The sequence below is a fragment of the Sphingobacterium psychroaquaticum genome, from assembly GCF_900177625.1.
Lineage (GTDB): Bacteria > Bacteroidota > Bacteroidia > Sphingobacteriales > Sphingobacteriaceae > Sphingobacterium > Sphingobacterium psychroaquaticum.
On record NZ_FXAU01000007.1, the window covers coordinates 129,144 to 145,689 of the forward strand.

Annotated in this window: 14 protein-coding genes; 9 read left to right on the forward strand and 5 right to left on the reverse strand. The window is 42.5% G+C overall.

From position 1 onward, the window contains the following. Positions 1 to 2: 2 nt before the first annotated feature. Complete coding sequence (locus B9Y69_RS16370; protein ID WP_085474204.1) at positions 3 to 2,876, reverse strand: DEAD/DEAH box helicase; 2,874 nt, start codon at positions 2,874 to 2,876, stop codon at positions 3 to 5. Positions 2,877 to 2,960: 84 nt separating this feature from the next. Then, a complete protein-coding gene (gene dapF / locus B9Y69_RS16375) occupies positions 2,961 to 3,740 on the reverse strand; it encodes a diaminopimelate epimerase (protein ID WP_085474061.1) in 780 nt (259 codons plus the stop codon). Positions 3,741 to 3,945: 205 nt separating this feature from the next. Between dapF and B9Y69_RS16380 the strand changes: the two genes are divergently transcribed. Next, on the forward strand, positions 3,946 to 5,493 hold the full coding sequence (locus tag B9Y69_RS16380) for a Do family serine endopeptidase (protein WP_085474062.1): 1,548 nt from the start codon (positions 3,946 to 3,948) through the stop codon (positions 5,491 to 5,493). Positions 5,494 to 5,925: 432 nt separating this feature from the next. On the opposite strand, the gene ctlX is transcribed toward B9Y69_RS16380, so the two are convergent. Further along, a complete protein-coding gene (gene ctlX, locus B9Y69_RS16385) occupies positions 5,926 to 6,840 on the reverse strand; it encodes a citrulline utilization hydrolase CtlX (RefSeq protein WP_085474063.1) in 915 nt (304 codons plus the stop codon). 4 nt (positions 6,841 to 6,844) lie between these two features. Continuing rightward, on the reverse strand, positions 6,845 to 7,759 hold the full coding sequence (locus B9Y69_RS16390; RefSeq protein WP_085474064.1) for a dimethylarginine dimethylaminohydrolase family protein: 915 nt from the start codon (positions 7,757 to 7,759) through the stop codon (positions 6,845 to 6,847). Between the two features lie 240 nt (positions 7,760 to 7,999). On the opposite strand from B9Y69_RS16390, the gene B9Y69_RS16395 reads away from it, so the two are divergent. The 6 genes from B9Y69_RS16395 (at position 8,000) to lepB (ending at position 13,832) form a co-directional block, all read left to right on the forward strand. Beyond that, on the forward strand, positions 8,000 to 8,830 hold the full coding sequence (locus tag B9Y69_RS16395) for a UDP-2,3-diacylglucosamine diphosphatase (protein WP_085474205.1): 831 nt from the start codon (positions 8,000 to 8,002) through the stop codon (positions 8,828 to 8,830). A gap of 231 nt (positions 8,831 to 9,061) precedes the next feature. Further along, positions 9,062 to 9,859 (forward strand): ParA family protein, encoded by a 798-nt coding sequence (locus tag B9Y69_RS16400; RefSeq protein ID WP_085474065.1) that lies wholly within the window; start codon positions 9,062 to 9,064, stop codon positions 9,857 to 9,859. Between the two features lies 1 nt (position 9,860). Then, the gene (locus B9Y69_RS16405) at positions 9,861 to 10,778 is read left to right on the forward strand and encodes a ParB/RepB/Spo0J family partition protein (RefSeq protein ID WP_085474066.1); all 918 of its coding nucleotides are present in this window, start codon (positions 9,861 to 9,863) and stop codon (positions 10,776 to 10,778) included. Next, positions 10,778 to 11,524, forward strand: coding sequence for a DUF5683 domain-containing protein (locus tag B9Y69_RS16410; RefSeq protein ID WP_085474067.1), 747 nt, complete (start codon positions 10,778 to 10,780; stop codon positions 11,522 to 11,524). Before B9Y69_RS16405 ends, B9Y69_RS16410 begins: the two co-directional genes overlap by 1 nt. Positions 11,525 to 11,543: 19 nt before the next feature. Next, positions 11,544 to 12,290, forward strand: a complete 747-nt coding sequence (gene dapB, locus B9Y69_RS16415) for a 4-hydroxy-tetrahydrodipicolinate reductase (protein WP_085474068.1) — start codon at positions 11,544 to 11,546, stop codon at positions 12,288 to 12,290. A gap of 36 nt (positions 12,291 to 12,326) precedes the next feature. After that, a complete protein-coding gene (gene lepB, locus B9Y69_RS16420) occupies positions 12,327 to 13,832 on the forward strand; it encodes a signal peptidase I (RefSeq protein ID WP_085474069.1) in 1,506 nt (501 codons plus the stop codon). Positions 13,833 to 13,866: 34 nt separating this feature from the next. On the opposite strand, the gene B9Y69_RS16425 is transcribed toward lepB, so the two are convergent. Beyond that, complete coding sequence (locus B9Y69_RS16425; RefSeq protein WP_085474070.1) at positions 13,867 to 14,586, reverse strand: pyridoxine 5'-phosphate synthase; 720 nt, start codon at positions 14,584 to 14,586, stop codon at positions 13,867 to 13,869. Between the two features lie 75 nt (positions 14,587 to 14,661). Between B9Y69_RS16425 and cdaA the strand changes: the two genes are divergently transcribed. Beyond that, positions 14,662 to 15,456: a diadenylate cyclase CdaA gene (gene cdaA, locus B9Y69_RS16430; protein WP_085474071.1), complete on the forward strand. Its 795-nt coding sequence runs from the start codon at positions 14,662 to 14,664 to the stop codon at positions 15,454 to 15,456. 115 nt (positions 15,457 to 15,571) lie between these two features. Continuing rightward, positions 15,572 to 16,477 (forward strand): DUF1338 domain-containing protein, encoded by a 906-nt coding sequence (locus tag B9Y69_RS16435; RefSeq protein ID WP_085474072.1) that lies wholly within the window; start codon positions 15,572 to 15,574, stop codon positions 16,475 to 16,477. Positions 16,478 to 16,546 lie beyond the last annotated feature (69 nt).

Consider the following 16,546-nt stretch of genomic DNA (forward strand, 5'->3'; position numbering starts at 1 on the left):
TCTTATTTAAGGAGTTCTTGAATGTCCTCTTTGCTTAGTGACTTGATAAAGCTTTCCTCCGTTGTGATCAGTGCACTTGATAGCGCTTTCTTTCGCCCTTGTAAGGCCAATATTTTCTCTTCTACGGTATCTTTACTGATGAATTTATAGATAAATACGTTTTTCTTTTGTCCGATACGATGGGAGCGGTCTATGGCTTGCTGCTCTACGGCGGGGTTCCACCATGGGTCTAGGATGAATACGTAATCTGCCTCTGTGAGGTTCAATCCGACTCCACCGGCTTTGATCGAAATCAAAAAGACTTGTACGGCTTCATTTTCTTTAAACACAGAAACGGCCTCTTGTCGATCTTTTGTGCTACCGTCCAGATACGCATAAGCAACCTTCTGTTTATCGAAGTGCTGCTTAAAGAGCTGTAGTTGCTTGACGAACTGAGAAAACACCAATACCTTGTGTCCCTCTGCCATAATGGAAGATAACATTTCTGTCACAGCATCAAATTTGCCCGAAGATATATCGGCGTTCTCGTCCAGCATCCGTGGATGATTGGCTAACTGACGCAGCTTGGTAAGCCCTTGCAGAAGTAAAATTTGGTTGCCTTTTCCATTTTGTTGGAGGGCATTGTCGAGCAAGGCATTGCGGTATTCCGATTTTACACTTTCATACTGTTCCGCTTGCTCTTCGTTCATCTGGCAGTATATCGTCTGTTCCGTTTTTGGTGGAAGCTCCTTGGCGACTTGGTCTTTGGTACGGCGTAAGATAAAAGGCTTTATTATAGCTTGTAGACGCGCTGCCTTTTCTTCGTCTTTCTTCTTCTCGATAGGAAGTACAAATTCTTTTTGAAAGAAGCTGTATGAGCCCAATAATCCCGGGTTTGTGAAATGCATCTGCGACCAGATGTCACCTACAGAGTTTTCGATAGGCGTTCCACTGAGCGCGAGTTTATGTTTACTCTTCAGCGTCTTTATGGCTTTAAAGGACTTCGATGTCGGGTTTTTGATATGCTGACTTTCGTCCAGAATGATATAGTTGAAGAAGAATTTGGCGAGTAACTGCTCATCACTGCGTGCGATTCCATAGGTGGTGATGACGAGGTCAAAATGTGAAAATCCAAACGGATCTTTTAACCTGTTGGAGCCGGTATGGAGCAAGACACGTAATGCCGGTGCAAATTTTTCGGCTTCCTTTTGCCAATTATATATTAAGGAAGTGGGCAGAATTAATAAAGATGTTTTCGATTGTTCACTATCCCTGAGTTCTTCGCGTTGTTTCTGTAGCAAGGCTAGGGTTTGTACCGTCTTTCCAAGTCCCATATCATCGGCCAGGCAACCTCCAAATTTGTAACGTTGCAAAAAATGAAACCAGTTGTATCCTGCTTTTTGGTAGGGGCGTAGTTCTCCATTGAAATGTTCAGGAACGGGCTGGTCATCGATTTCATCAAATTCCATGAGTTTCTCCAGTTTTCGATGGAAAGTGACCTGCGTGTGTTCTGAGATTTCGTGGAGTAAGCCGATATGGGTCTTGCTGAAGGTCAGGGAATCACGCTTTGTTGCAAAATGAAATAGATGTTCATATTGTGCGAACCACTCTTCAGGAATGATAGCGATCTCGCCATTAGGCAGGGTAAACTCTCTTATTCTGTTCAGGATATTGTCGCGAAGCTCAATGAAAGGGATTTCGTATGGCCCAAAATAAGCCATTGCCTTTACATCGAACCAATCGTTTTCTTCTTGAATTTCTATTTCAAGGGATGTTTTCCCAATAAAGATAGTTTTGTCTCCTTTCTCTTGCGTCACAGAAAAACCTTTTTCCTGGAGCAACTCTTGATATTGATTCAGCCAAGTGATAACCGAGCTATCATCAGCGGTGACATAGGAACCAAATAGCGCATCTTTCTTGTGTAAGCCGATGCTTTCTAGAAAGGTGGTTTGCTTTTTCTCCCAGGCTAACGACCGCTTAATGCGATGAAATGTATAGGTGTCTGTCTCCTCATGGTGCTGTAGTCGTACGGTTGTCGGCTGTTCGCCTCCCGAGGAAAACTCATACGGGCCATAGGCGAAAGATAGTTGTATGAAAGAATCGCCTGAGGTGACATAAAAAAGCTTGATAATGGGGCGTGCGTCTTCCTTGTGGGTTTTGATTTCAAAGCCTTCCGCATAAACATGATACTTCTCGATCAATCCGACCACGAAGGTTTCGAAGTAACGCTTCTCGGTTGCACGAGGAACGGCGATATAGCGCTTATTTAAGAAAGGGCTGAGTTTTTTGCCGTCTATATCCTGATCAAAATGAAACAGTGTGTTTTCGAGGAGCAGCCATGCCTGTTTGTTGATGATGACCTGGGCACCTTTGTACATGAAATCCAATCGATTTCCTTTGTATTTGAGCGTTGGGAAATATCGGGTTTCGATGTCATCCCGGCGGAAATGAAACAAGATGAACATTGGTTCATCTGCGATGCGGAGCTCTTGATCTGCCGGATAACCGTCCTTACTCATTAAGAATAGAGGTTTGTTTCCGATTTTTTCGAGCGCTAGAATCATATTCTGCTCAATTTTTGGGCGGAGGTGTTCTAGGATTTTCTTGTCAAATATTTTTCCAAAGAAATCGACTGGGCGAATAGCTTTTTTATGGTGTCGTTTGATGATGTTCGTCTGTTCGATTTCATCTAATAATTTGATGATTTGATAGTCGGTTTCATCAAGGGCAGACGCGAAGTCACCAATCGTATTCGTGAAGATGCGCTTGTAGCTAAGCGAGTAAGAACCATTCGGATTAAGTTGAACAACATGAGGCTCAATAAGAAACCCGAGATAGGGGTGTTCTCCTAACGAATAGACTAACTTGAATGGCAATTTACTGTCGACTTGTTGCATGGAAATAATAGCTTCCTTCTTTCCTGAAAAAGGTACCAATATACACAATAAATACCTAAAAGGTCGACTTATAAAGGTGAAAAGCTATATTTTGCCGTCGAAAACAAAATTTGCAGGTCCTTTAAGTCGTACGTTCGTGAAGTTGTTGTTATCGCGGTAGAAGGCGATGTAAAGCTGGCCACCCAAAACACGAATAGGAATCTCCTGTTGGCCTGTTTTGTTTTCAGCTATTGCCATTGCCATTGCGGCTGCGGTAGCGCCGGTGCCACACGCCAATGTTTCATCTTCTACGCCTCGTTCGAAAGTTCGTACAAAATAACCATTTGCTTCTTTTTCAATGAAGTTCACATTGATCCCTTCTTGTTTGTATGTGTCGTTGTTGCGGATGCTGTACCCCGCTTCGTAGACATTTAGTTCCTGGAGATTGTCTACTTGCTTTATGAAGTGCGGGGATCCTGTGTTTAGGACGTATGCCTCGCCGTCTCGCGTCACTTCGTGGACATCGATCATCCCTAGATTTACTTGATCTCCTTCAATTGAAGCGTGGTGCGGTCCGTCTACTGCCAAAAAGGCAGTTTCCTTGTCAATAATGCCAAGGTCTCGTGCAAACGCAACAATGCAACGACCTCCATTTCCACACATGGTGCCTTCGTTGCCATCCGCATTGTAGTAAACCATTTCAAAATCAAAATTTTCTGTATATTGTAGGAGCATCAGGCCGTCGGCACCAATGCCAAACCTACGGTCGCACAGTTGATTGACCAAAGTTGTGTTTTCTCGATTAAAAGCGGCATTCCGATTGTCTACTAAAATAAAATCGTTTCCAGCACCTTGGTATTTTGAGAATTTGATTTTTGCATCCATGAACGTGAAAATTTGATGTAAAATTAATATTCTTGTTACAATTGTGAGAATGATTGTTAAAACTTGTTAAAAATAGTCCTAAAGAGCTTGTTGTTAACATTTTTTAACTGACAAATGATGTTATGCCATGCCTAATGGTATTACATTTGAATAGACTCTTCATACAAGAGTAAAACAATTTAAGATAATAATAGCAATTACGAATATGAAAAAAATAGGAATAAGTTTATTGACAGCTTTCGTCGGTGGAGCTGTTGCTATTGGGGGGTATAAGGTCTTCGAAAATAGGCAGATGAATAAAATGTCGTTCGAAGAACAGCAAAAGGTATTTTACGCCAATAATCCAGGTGCGGAAGTTATGGCCTCTACTGGAAATCCGGATTTTACACAAGCTGCAGCAGCGGTATCTCCAGGTGTTGTCCATATTAAAGTGACGATGACCGCGCGTGGTTCCCAGCGTGGCGGGGGAGGCAGTGGATCACCATTTGATATGTTTGAAGAATTTTTCGGTATGCCACAGCAACGTCGCGCAGAACCTCGGCAAGCACAAGCTTCTGGGTCGGGCGTGTTGATCTCGCAGGATGGATACATTGTAACAAATAATCACGTGGTAGAAGATGCAGACAAGATTGAGGTGCAGCTGACAGATAAGCGGACGTTTGAAGCTAAGGTGATTGGTCGTGATCCTGATTTTGATTTGGCGTTGTTAAAAGTTAGTGGGTCGAACCTTCCGTTTGTGCGTTTTGGTAACTCCGATAATGTACAGATAGGCGAATGGGTGTTAGCGGTTGGTTACCCGTTGAGTCTGCAGTCTACAGTAACAGCCGGGATCGTTAGTGCGAAGGGACGACAGATTGGTATCCTTGGGGAGCAGAACCAGCGTTCTCCGTATGGCTATGGTCAGTCGCAAGAGCCGATTGTGAATACAGCGATTGAGTCTTTCATCCAGACGGATGCCGTAATAAATAAAGGAAATAGTGGAGGAGCCCTTGTTAATGCACGTGGTGAGCTGATTGGTATCAATGCGGCGATTGCGTCGCCAACTGGAGTTTATGCAGGTTATGGCTTTGCGATTCCAGTGAACTTGGTGAAGAAAATCATGGATGACTTTAAAGAGTTTGGTGCGGTGCAGCGTGGTTATATAGGTGTTACTTTCAATGAGATTAATGAGGCGGTACGTAAAGAGTATAATATTGATGATGTAAATGGCTTATTTGTTCAGGATGTGGTGAAAGATGGAGCTGCAGCAAGTGCAGGCTTGAAGAAAGGTGACGTGATCACGAAGATAGAAGGTAATGTTATTTACTCGTCATCCGATCTACAGGAGCGTGTAGCACGTTTGCGTCCGGGCGATAAGGTTAAGATTGCTTACAAACGAGAAGGTAAGGAGCGTGAAGCGACTATTACGTTGAAAGCGCAAGAAGCAAAGAAATCAGCGGCTGAAGAAGCGAATAGTAAGAGTGCAACGGAGATTTTCAATAAACTAGGTGCGAGCTTTACACCTGCATCAGATGCACAGAAGAAGAAATTCGGGGTGAGTTCGGGGGTTGTTATTACGCAAGTGCACCGTGGTGGTATGTTTGAGTACTTTGGTGTGGAAAAGGGATTAATCGTGACACATGTGAACGGTAAGCCGGTGAACAATGTGGACGAGGTGGAGAGTGCGTTGGGAAGCACCAAACGAAATATTGTACGTATCAAAGGTACGTCAGAAGAAGGAACTGTTGAGTTTAACTTCCCGATAGAATATTAATATTCGTGTTAGCACGAAAGATCTTGATTTAGATATATTGTTGATTTGAAAAGGTGGGCCAACGTTGGTCCACCTTTTTTATGCTATAATATGTTCCCTCTCTCATGTTAACCCTCCGTTACCACACTATTTCGTCATGTCGACTTTGGAGACATCTCAGTCGTATAATGCACCTTATTTCTAAAACGTGCTTGGCCATAGTTTATAGATTCCTCCTCGTCCCTCGTTCGGAATGACGATGTGTAAACGTCTTCACTACTTCCTACCAACAAACAACTACTATCTGCCATCTAATCTATACTGTTGATAGATATCTCCTGTCGTGGATATGACGATTAATTCTTCTCATTACTTCCTGCTCTCTACTTCCTGCTAACGACCATCTACTAACCATTTCCTGTCAACTACGAACAACGAACTACTCCCTACCAACTAATAAAAAACCTCAGCCAACATACAGCGGGCACTGCCGCCGCCGCAGGTTTCTATTGTGTCTAGGGGAGCATGTATAATGCCTCCATATTTCCTAAGAATGTCAAGCTGTGCCGATGTGAAGCTGTTGTAAGCGGCGCTGCTCATCACAATGCGTGGTTCTCCATCAGTAGATTTTACCTCGAGGATGTTGCCTGCAAAATTATACATTTGTTCTTCGCTGATGTCGATAATCTCTTTGTTGGTACGCTTAAGCTGTGCGATAACTTCTTCTCGTTGCGCGAGATTATCTATGCTACTTAGGCATATTACAGCATAGTGTGTTCCTACCGATAACATCACATTGGTATGGTAGATAGGGAGTCGGGAGCCATTGACGGATTGGTTTGCCTGAAAAATGCAGGGGGTGTAGCTCAAATCGGCGCAGAAGTTGCGGATAGGGAGCTCGTCAGCACGATACGACATCGAGCAATAAGCAATCTGTTGTACGCGATCTAAAATTAGGCAACCCGTGCCCTCCAGAAATATGTTCTCGTTTTCGTAATGGGTGTAGTCAATCAGTTGGTTGATCTCGTACCCGTTATTGCGCAAGAAGGAAATGTAATCGAGCTTCCGCTCGAGGCGTCTGTTTTCGGCAAACATGGGATACAATACGGCTGTCCCTTGGTGCAAGGAGATGCAATTGTTCGGGAATACGCTATCGGGCGTATCCCAGGTGCCCGTATCTTGTATGACCAAGGTTTTTATTCCGGCAAGATTTAACTGCTCGACAAATGCGTCAAATTCTTTTTGCGCGGAGCTTGTCGGGGCGGCAACAGATATGTCCGTCTGAAAGTAGTTGTTTACGGCTGTTTGTTCATTTTTTCGAAAGGCAAAAGGGCGAACCAAGAGTAAGGTGTCTGTTGTTTGTGTCATAAAATTAATCACGATAAAGAGGTAATGTAGAACAGCGGAGCAAGCCTTCTTGTTTGCCGATTTCGTGGTATGGGATTTCTTCTACATGGAAGCCGTTTTCGCGCAACCAATGATTCAGGCGGTCAAATCGACGTTCTGTGACGACCACGTTTTCCGAAATGGAAAAAACATTGCTAAACATGTTGTACATTTCCTCGGCCGTGATGTGGAACAGGTTTTCTAATCCGAAAAGAGTCACCAATTGGTTGTAGTGTTCGGGGTTTCGAAATCCACCTTTGTAGATAATGGCTTTGTCCTTGCCGACTGGTTGAAAACAACAATCGAGATGCAGTGCATTTTTTCTGGCGTCGGTCATTGATTTTATGAGGTCAAAGCCTAGAACCATTTTCGTAGGAAATATTTCCGCAAGGAAACCGACGCCTTGTATATTCGTTCGCGCGGTGTTTATCTGTGCATAATCACTACCGGTGTACGTGCCTACAAAGATATAGTCGTTCCAGAGAATCACATCTCCTCCTTCGATGTGTACGGTGGAAGGTGCTTCTATGATGTCATTCGGATCTATTTTGTCAACAAGAAATTTAATAGCCTGCCATTCATCTGCACGTTCGGGAAGAATATTGGCTTTGATAAATTTGTTCTCAATAACGAACCCAATGTCACGCGTAAATATTTGGTTGAGATCGGGGATGACTTTTGGTCGATGTACGGTGACACCGTAACGCTCCAAGACATGTTGGAAGGCTGTCATCTCATAAACCATATCGGATTCGGCCGGATAGGTACCTGCTAGGATGTGCTCCAATGATTTTGGATCATATGCTTCTTCAACGGTCGGAATCGGTCCATTGTCATGCGCTGTACCCAAAATAACAGAACGCAACCGACCGGTCTCATTTTTTACTTGAATTTTTAACATAGCCTGTCTATAATGTGGTTGCTTAAAGATATAGAATATTATTGTTCCTTCGTGTAGAAAGCCCGAATTATGTTGTAAAATATGACGGCGATATTGTATATAAATTTCATAGGGCACCGTCTTTGAGAAACAGCTCAATAAATGATAATTTCTTAATCTTTAAGAAATGTTAGCTTCATCTTTTTTTATTTCTTTTGATTAAGAGCTTGATATTAGATGCTTACAATTCAAAAAAGAATTATGAAAAGAAACGTTGAACTTGTTGTTATCTCGGATGTGCATTTAGGAACGTATGGTTGTCGAGCAGAAGAGCTCTTACGGTACTTGGGGTCGATCAACCCGAAAATGCTCGTGCTTAATGGGGATATCATCGATATCTGGCAGTTTCGAAAAAGCTATTTTCCGGAATCGCACCTACGGGTGTTAAAATATATCCTCGATTTGGCGTATCAAGGCTGTGAGGTGATCTATATTACTGGAAACCACGATGAGATGTTGCGTAAGTTTGGTAAGATGGAGTTTGGACAAATCACGTTGACGAATCGCTTGCTACTGAATCTCAATGGTAAACAAACATGGATTTTTCATGGTGATGTTTTTGATGCTTCTGTCCAACATGCCAAGTGGTTAGCCAAGCTTGGTGGTTGGGGTTATGATCGGTTGATTCAGTTGAATAATGTGGTAAACTGGATGCTGCAAAAGATCGGTCGGGAAAAGTATTCGCTTTCTAAGCGTATTAAAAATTCGGTTAAGAAGGCGGTGAAGTTTGTTGGTGATTTTGAGGAGACGGCATCTCATTTGGCGATTGAAAATGGCTACGATTACGTAATCTGCGGACATATCCATCAGCCACAGATGCGTCGATTCGAAACCAAGAAAGGAAGTTGTATGTATATGAATTCAGGGGATTGGATCGAAAATTTATCTGCATTGGAATATCACGATCGTGCGTGGACCATGTTTTACTATGAAAAAGAGAAAAGTAAGCTGCAGCATAGCGGTGTCGAAGAGGCTCGTTTTCGAATTAGTTTAGAGGAATTGTTGCGTAGTATTGTGAATGGGACGATTTAATCATTTCGTTCCATATACTTCCAAATTCCTGCCATCAACTCCCTAATCTTTACTTCACAATTTACCTATTTTTTGTATCTTAGCAACCTTAGCTTGTGGCGAGCTATACCCTTTAAAAAGGCGATTTTTAACATGATTTAAGGATTTACGTGCGGGAAGGCATGTTAATTAGTGTTATTTTTGATCGGATTCTAGTCGCAAGTGGTAAGAATTATAAAGGATTTCAATCTCATGGGAAAAATTATAGCAATTGCTAATCAAAAAGGTGGTGTAGGGAAAACGACAACTTCCATCAATCTCGCAGCTAGTTTGGCTGTCTTGGAACACAAGACATTATTAGTAGATGCAGATCCGCAGGCAAATTCCACGTCGGGTATTGGTTTTGATCCACGAGCAATTAAGGCGAGTGTTTATGAGTGCCTCGTGAATGACTTGGATCCTCGTGATGCTATACAGGCAACAGATACCCCAAACTTAGATTTGCTGCCGGCGCATATTGATTTAGTTGGTGCGGAGATCGAAATGATCAATATGCACGAGCGTGAATACAAGATGATGAAAATGTTGGAGCAGATTAAAGATGATTATGATTTTATCATTATTGACTGTTCTCCTTCATTAGGCTTGATTACTATTAATGCGTTAACAGCATCTGATTCGGTGATCATTCCGGTACAGTGTGAGTATTTTGCACTAGAAGGTTTAGGTAAGCTTTTAAATACAATTAAGATTGTGCAAACACGTCTTAACACAAGTTTAGAGATTGAAGGAATCTTATTGACGATGTATGATGTGCGTTTACGCTTGTCAAATCAAGTGGTCGAAGAGGTTCGTACCCATTTCAGCGAGTTGGTATTCGATACCATCATTCAACGGAATACCCGTTTGAGTGAAGCGCCAAGTTTTGGTATTTCGGTGATTATGCACGATGCCTCTTGTAAGGGGTCTATCAATTACTTAAACTTAGCAAGAGAGATTTTGCAGAAAAATGGTTTAGTTACAGAAGAAACGCAAACAGCAACAGTATAATATGGCACTACAAAGAAAGACAGGATTAGGGAAAGGACTGGGCGCTTTATTGCAGAGTGAGGATATTCAGGTTTCGAGAAGTGGGAGTGATGGTGCTGCAGATATTAAGGAAACAGGAATTAGTGCTGCGGGCAGCATAAATTTTATTCGTGTAGATCAGGTGGCTGTCAATCCTTTTCAGCCGCGTACAGATTTTGATGAGCAGGCATTGCTTGAGCTTGCAGAGTCTATCAAAGTACAAGGATTGATTCAGCCGATTACGGTTCGTCAGGTAAATAAAAACGAATATCAGTTAATTAGTGGTGAGCGTCGTTTGCGTGCATCCAAATTAGCAGGTATTACCGAGATTCCAGCTTATGTTCGTACGGCCAATGACCAGCAGATGCTGGAGATGGCCCTGATCGAAAATATTCAACGGGAGAACTTAAACGCTATTGAGGTGGCTTTGAGTTTTCAACGGATGATCGAGGAATGTAATTTGAAACAGGAAGAGCTTGGTGAACGTGTGAGTAAAAATCGCTCTACAGTGACCAACTACTTGCGTTTGCTGAAATTGCCGCCTGTTATTCAGGCTGGAATACGGGATGGTGAAGTTTCTATGGGACATGCTCGTGCATTGATTAATGTGGGTGAGGTGGATAAGCAGTTGTACGTGTATCAAGAGATTATCGATAAAGGATTGTCTGTACGTATGACCGAGATTTTGGTGCGTAACATACAGCAACAATCGAAACCGAAGAAACACGAAGTAGGTAAGCAGCTTGATTTTCAATATCAGAAGATAGAAGATGATTTAGCGTCTCGCTTTTCGACTCGTGTGCGTTTGAATTTAAAGAATGCACGTGGCAAGGGAGCGATAGAAATACCATTTGAGAGTGAGGATGATTTAAGCCGTATTCTGGAATTATTAGATTGGTAATGCGCCATATAATTGCAACTTTTTTAGTGCTGTTCGCTGCGCTTACCGCAGTTGGACAAGAGGTAGGGCCGGTTCGTGTCGATAGTTTGGGTAAGAAAGAAGCGTTGCAGGATTCGACCGCTGGGGTTGGAGCTGCTCAAGATTCGGTGAAGAAGGAGACACGTAAAGAACGGAAAGCGAGGGAGAAGGCTGAAAAAGAGCATGAGAAATACTATTATAACGGTATAAAGAAGGATTCGGCGCGTTTGGAGATCGAACATTTGTCACGTATTGCGTGGCGCCGTTCGTTGATGGTTCCCGGTTGGGGGCAGTATACCAACAAGGGGCTATGGTGGGTTAAGGTGCCGGTGATTTATGGTGGTTTTGTTGGCGCTTATTTGGTGTTTGACTATTGGCAATGGTACTATAAGTTGTTTTTAAATGAGCTTGATTATCGTATTGCTAATAATGGGCAACCTGATCCGGATGGTCAATTGCAGAATTGGCGGGATACGAATAGTTTGATTCAACAAAAGGATTATGCACGTCGGAATAGAGATTTAACCATTTTGGTTACCGCAGGATGGTGGGGCCTAAATGTGATTGAGGCTTATGCGGACTCGATGCTTAAAAATAGATGGAATATCGGTCGGGATATGAAAATGAAAGTGACACCTACCGTACTGCCGACAACTGGTGGAGATAACGTAGCACTGAACGGTTTTGGCGTTGTGCCGGGCCTGAAGTTAACAATGACTCTGAATTAAAAAACAACCCAATTATATTATGAAGATTGTACTATTAGGCTATGGAAAAATGGGCCAGCAAATAGAGAAATTTGCGCTGAAACGCGGTCATGAAATTTCGTTGATCGTGGATAAAGACAATCGAGAAAGTTTAACAGCGGCTGATCTGGCGGATGCAGATATCGCTATCGATTTTAGTGAACCTGCCGCAGCCCTTAGTAATATAAGTTTGTGCTTTGAAGCAGACCTCCCTGTTGTGGTGGGCACTACAGGTTGGTACGATCATTTGGAGGAAGTGAAAAGCATCTGCATTGAAGCGGATCAATCTCTTCTTTATGGGTCTAACTTTAGTATTGGCGTGAACATATTTTTTCATGTAAATAAGCTTTTAGCAAAGGCGATTAACCCGTATAAACAGTATGATGTGCAGGTGGAGGAAATTCATCATATCCATAAATTAGATGCCCCAAGCGGGACTGCAATTACGATCGCAGAGGGTATTTTGGGTGAAACGGATCACAAGAATAAGTGGATAAATGATGTGGTAGGCGAAGGAGATGAGTTGATCGCTAAGCCGGAGGAACTGTTGATCGAGAGTTTACGTATTGAAGAGGTACCGGGAACGCATACCGTACTTTATAGTTCGGAGGTCGATCAGATAGAATTTAAGCATACGGCGCATAATCGAGCTGGTTTTGCCTTGGGGGCAGTGGTTGCTGCGGAGTGGTTGTTTGGTAAGAAAGGTTTTTATCAAGTGACGGAAATGTTTGATTTTAATCAGGCATAATCCGTACCTTGTTGAGTATAAAAAAGACATTTGTATATGTGGTATATAATTTTTGCGCTATTGATTGCTCTATCCATTTACGGATTGTGGCTGTTATTTAAGAAAGCAGGAAAACAAGGATGGGAGGCCATCGTGCCTTTTTATCGGGAGTATGTAATGGCGCAATTGACTGCGCGTCCGACTTGGTGGGTATTCCTTTTATTGGTACCTATCGTCAATATTTTTATTTTTTATGGGTTGTACCTGGATTTTCTTAAATGTTTTGGTAAGAGAAGATTCTGGGAAACAGCTGTTGCTGTTTTGTTTCCGTTCATCTTTTTACCGCTATGGGGTAGAGATCCACAGGTGAAGTATTTGGGACAGTCGCATACTGAAGAATTTAAAAAGAAATATCCCTATCATAAAAGTGTTGCACGGGAATGGGCCGATGCCATTATTTTCGCAACCGTTGCTGCTTCTTTAATTCGTGGTTTCTTGATTGAAGCCTATATGATTCCGACGGGATCGATGGAGCGTAGCTTATTGATCGGTGATTTTCTTTTTGTGAGTAAATTGAATTATGGACCGCGGGTGCCCATGACGCCGTTGGCGTTTCCTTTTGCGCATCATACGATGCCGCTAACAGGAGGAAAGGCTTATTCTGAGTTAATTAAATTAGATTATAAGCGATTGCCTGGTTTTCAGGAAATAAAACGAAACGACGTTGTGGTCTTTAACTTTCCAGCTGGAGATACCGTAATTTTAGAATACCAAGATCAGACATATGCCGATGTGGTACGCAGTATTGGTAAAGAGGCGGTTGACCGTCAGTTTACGGTAGTTACTCGTCCTATTGATAAGCGTGAGAACTACATTAAGCGTTGCGTAGGCTTACCTGGTGATAAAATTGAAATGGAAGGGGCAAAGTTGATTGTAAATGGCAAGCCAGGCTTTGTGCCACCAGAAATGCAGATGGACTACTTTGTGTATACTGATGAATCAGGCTTAAGCCAGGAAAAGATATTGGAATTACGCTTAGAAACTCGCCCAACGAATCAACCGAACGTTTTTCAGATGTTTATGACAGAAGACGAAGCAGCGATTGTGAAGGGGTGGAGTAATGTCAAAGCGGTTGAGATAGGGATTTTGCCGAAGGGTGAAGCGACGGGAGACACCTATCCACATGATCCACATTACGCGAATTGGAACTTTGATAATTTTGGTCCCATTACCATTCCTGCAAAAGGTTGGATGGTTGCTTTGGACTCGCTGACCGTGCCGATGTATGTGCGTGCGATCCGGGATTATGAAGGAAATAAATTTGAAAAGAGAGCGGATGGTTATTATGTGAATGGGCAGAAGGCAACAAGCTATACCTTTAAACAAAACTATTACTGGATGATGGGAGATAATAGACACAACTCACTAGACTCTCGGGCTTGGGGTTTTGTCCCAGAAGATCATATCGTTGGTAAGGCGTTGTTTACCTGGTTAAGTTATGATGAACAAGGGTCGTTCCTGTCAAAAATACGTTGGAATAGAATCTTTAAAGGGATAAAATAAAAAAAGAGGAGCTTTATAAGAAGCTCCTCTTTTTTTATGCTCTTAGCGCAGCTAAGTAGCGTTTTATAGTTTCTTCTAGGCCTAAGTAGAGCGCGTCCGCGATAAGGGCATGTCCGATGCTGACTTCCAATAATCCGGGGATGTGTTCATTAAAATATTTTAGGTTGTTGAGGTCTAGATCGTGTCCTGCATTTAGACCAAGACCGACCTCTTGCGCTTTCTTGGCGGCTTGAAAGTAAGGGGAAATAGCTTTCTCGCTATCGAACCCAAAGGATGCTGCATAGGCTTCTGTATACAGTTCTATTCGGTCGGTGCCTGTCTCTGCTGCTGCTTCTACCATATCGATATCGGGATCGACAAAAATAGAGACACGAATGCCTTGATCCTTGAAGAGCTTAACCATGTCTTTTAGGTAATCGCGGTGCTGGACGGTATCCCAACCGTGGTTAGATGTGATCTGTCCTAAGGCATCAGGAACTAAGGTAACCTGTGTTGGTTTGTTCGCTACTACCAGGTCGATAAATTTTTGCTCCTGGCAATTTCCTTCTATATTGAATTCGGTGGCAATCTCTGCTTTTAGATCATACACATCTTGATAACGGATATGGCGTTCGTCAGGACGTGGATGTACCGTAATCCCTTCGGCACCGAAGCGTTCGCACGCGAGCGCAGCAGCGACTACGTTGGGAACATTACCGCCTCTTGAGTTGCGTAGAGTCGCAATCTTGTTAATATTAACGGATAGTTTTGTCATAATGATCTTTCTTGTTCTATGCAAAGGTATTTATTTTTTTGTGTTAATAATTTTCCTAAATTGCATAACATACACATGGGAGGCTTCGATCTAGATATTCTGAGTGGGTTTCGATTGTTAGATATTATCGACATTCTACTGGTTGCCATTATCATCTATTACGTATATAGTTTGATAAAGGGTACTATTGCGGTTAATATTTTGATTGGTGTGATGCTTTTCTACGGTGTTTATCTGGTGGTTAAGCAGATGGAGATGCGGCTGTTAACCGAAATATTTGGCGGCTTTATCTCGGTCGGTTCAATTGCACTTATAGTTGTCTTTCAACAAGAAATACGACGATTCCTTATTCATATCGGAAAAAATATATCCCTTCGGCGAAAGAAGTTTTTTTGGTCGTTCTTGGGCAATAAAAAAACAACACAGGTTGATAACTCAGAACATCTAAAACCTATTGTGGAGGCGTGCCGTAGTATGTCTAAATCGCGGACAGGAGCTTTGTTGGTGTTTTCTCGTTACTTTGATGAAGAATATTATCAGTCCAGTGGAGAGTATATTGATGCGCCTGTTTCTAAACGCTTGTTAGAAACGATTTTCTTTAAAAATAGCCCGTTACACGATGGTGCTGTTGTAATTGTCGATTTTCGTATAATGACGGCAAGCAGTGTGCTTCCGTTATCGGATAGTGAGGATCTGCCACCACAATTTGGACTTCGTCATCGCGCTGCTATTGGAGTGACAGAGGTTTCGGAGGCGATAGCCGTTATTGTTTCGGAAGAAACGGGTGAGATCTCTTTGGCGAAGGATGGAAATGTGAATATGAATCTTTCTCCAGAGGAGTTGGAGAAAATTCTTAGGGAAGAATTATAGTTTCTTGTATTTAATTCGATATCTTAATCCTTCTATCGAATTTTGTTTACCACTTCTTTTTATTGTTCGAATGTTTACGTAAATTTAATGCAGTATAAACCTTAAATTTTTGGCTATGCATTTCGATGAGCAAAAACCATTAGATATTGTGTTGAACGATTTGTTTGATCATTACCGTGATCATGTCGTTGATGTATCGAAAATTACAAACAGTTTACTGGAGAAGAACGTTATTGCCTCGCAAGCGGATATTGTAAACGATCACATCGCTTTTCGTACGTTAGGTGTTCCGCACTTGGGCATTCAGTCGTTTGAGAAGATATTCCTGGAATATGGCTATACCCGAAAGGATTATTATTATTTTGAAGGGAAGAAGTTGAATGCGTACTGGTATGCTCCACCCTCGACGGATTATCCGCGTATTTTTGTTTCGGAATTGGTTGTTTCTGCGTTGAGTGAAGAGGCTCAAGCTATTGTTCATAGGTATACCGATAAGATAACGAGTGACCCGGTGGACGCACTAAACCTGAAAGATGGGCAGCAGGCTGCGAATTTCTTGCAGAAGCCGTTGTGGGAGTTACCGACTTCGGTCGAGTATCAACGCTTGTTGGAGGAGAGCGAGTATGCGGCGTGGGTTATCTTCAATCGGTATTACTTGAATCATTATACCATCAGTATCCACGAGCTACCGGATGGTTATAACACGATAGAGGAGTTCAATGCTTTTCTGGAGGGTATTGGGATCGCGCTAAATACTTCGGGCGGAAAGATCAAGACAAGTGGAGATGGGTTGTTGCGGCAGAGCAGCACGGTGTCCGCTTTATATGACGCAACGTTTTCGGATGGTAAAACATTGAAGATCGCAGGGAGTTATGTGGAGTTTGCTGAACGGGGGGTATTACCTGCTTTTGCTGATGTGCCGCGTGAGGAGCTGCGGGCGAAGCATCGCCGGGATGGCTTTGAAACGGATAATGCGGATAAGATTTTTGAAAGTACATATACGTCGCAGATCGGGAAGTAACCTTTTCGTCATTCCGAATGAGGTTACGAGTAGGAATCTCTAAATAAACAGATATAGTGTTTAGATGTC

Coding starts and splice junctions, on each gene's coding strand:
- B9Y69_RS16370 (WP_085474204.1), bottom strand. CDS start 2,876: ATGCAACAAGTCGACAGTAAATTGCCATTCAAGTTAGTCTATTCGTTA.
- cdaA (WP_085474071.1), top strand. CDS start 14,662: ATGGGAGGCTTCGATCTAGATATTCTGAGTGGGTTTCGATTGTTAGAT.
- B9Y69_RS16435 (WP_085474072.1), top strand. CDS start 15,572: ATGCATTTCGATGAGCAAAAACCATTAGATATTGTGTTGAACGATTTG.
- B9Y69_RS16395 (WP_085474205.1), top strand. CDS start 8,000: ATGAAAAGAAACGTTGAACTTGTTGTTATCTCGGATGTGCATTTAGGA.
- ctlX (WP_085474063.1), bottom strand. CDS start 6,840: ATGACACAAACAACAGACACCTTACTCTTGGTTCGCCCTTTTGCCTTT.
- B9Y69_RS16380 (WP_085474062.1), top strand. CDS start 3,946: ATGAAAAAAATAGGAATAAGTTTATTGACAGCTTTCGTCGGTGGAGCT.
- B9Y69_RS16410 (WP_085474067.1), top strand. CDS start 10,778: ATGCGCCATATAATTGCAACTTTTTTAGTGCTGTTCGCTGCGCTTACC.
- lepB (WP_085474069.1), top strand. CDS start 12,327: ATGTGGTATATAATTTTTGCGCTATTGATTGCTCTATCCATTTACGGA.
- B9Y69_RS16400 (WP_085474065.1), top strand. CDS start 9,062: ATGGGAAAAATTATAGCAATTGCTAATCAAAAAGGTGGTGTAGGGAAA.
- B9Y69_RS16405 (WP_085474066.1), top strand. CDS start 9,861: ATGGCACTACAAAGAAAGACAGGATTAGGGAAAGGACTGGGCGCTTTA.
- B9Y69_RS16425 (WP_085474070.1), bottom strand. CDS start 14,586: ATGACAAAACTATCCGTTAATATTAACAAGATTGCGACTCTACGCAAC.
- B9Y69_RS16390 (WP_085474064.1), bottom strand. CDS start 7,759: ATGTTAAAAATTCAAGTAAAAAATGAGACCGGTCGGTTGCGTTCTGTT.
- dapF (WP_085474061.1), bottom strand. CDS start 3,740: ATGGATGCAAAAATCAAATTCTCAAAATACCAAGGTGCTGGAAACGAT.
- dapB (WP_085474068.1), top strand. CDS start 11,544: ATGAAGATTGTACTATTAGGCTATGGAAAAATGGGCCAGCAAATAGAG.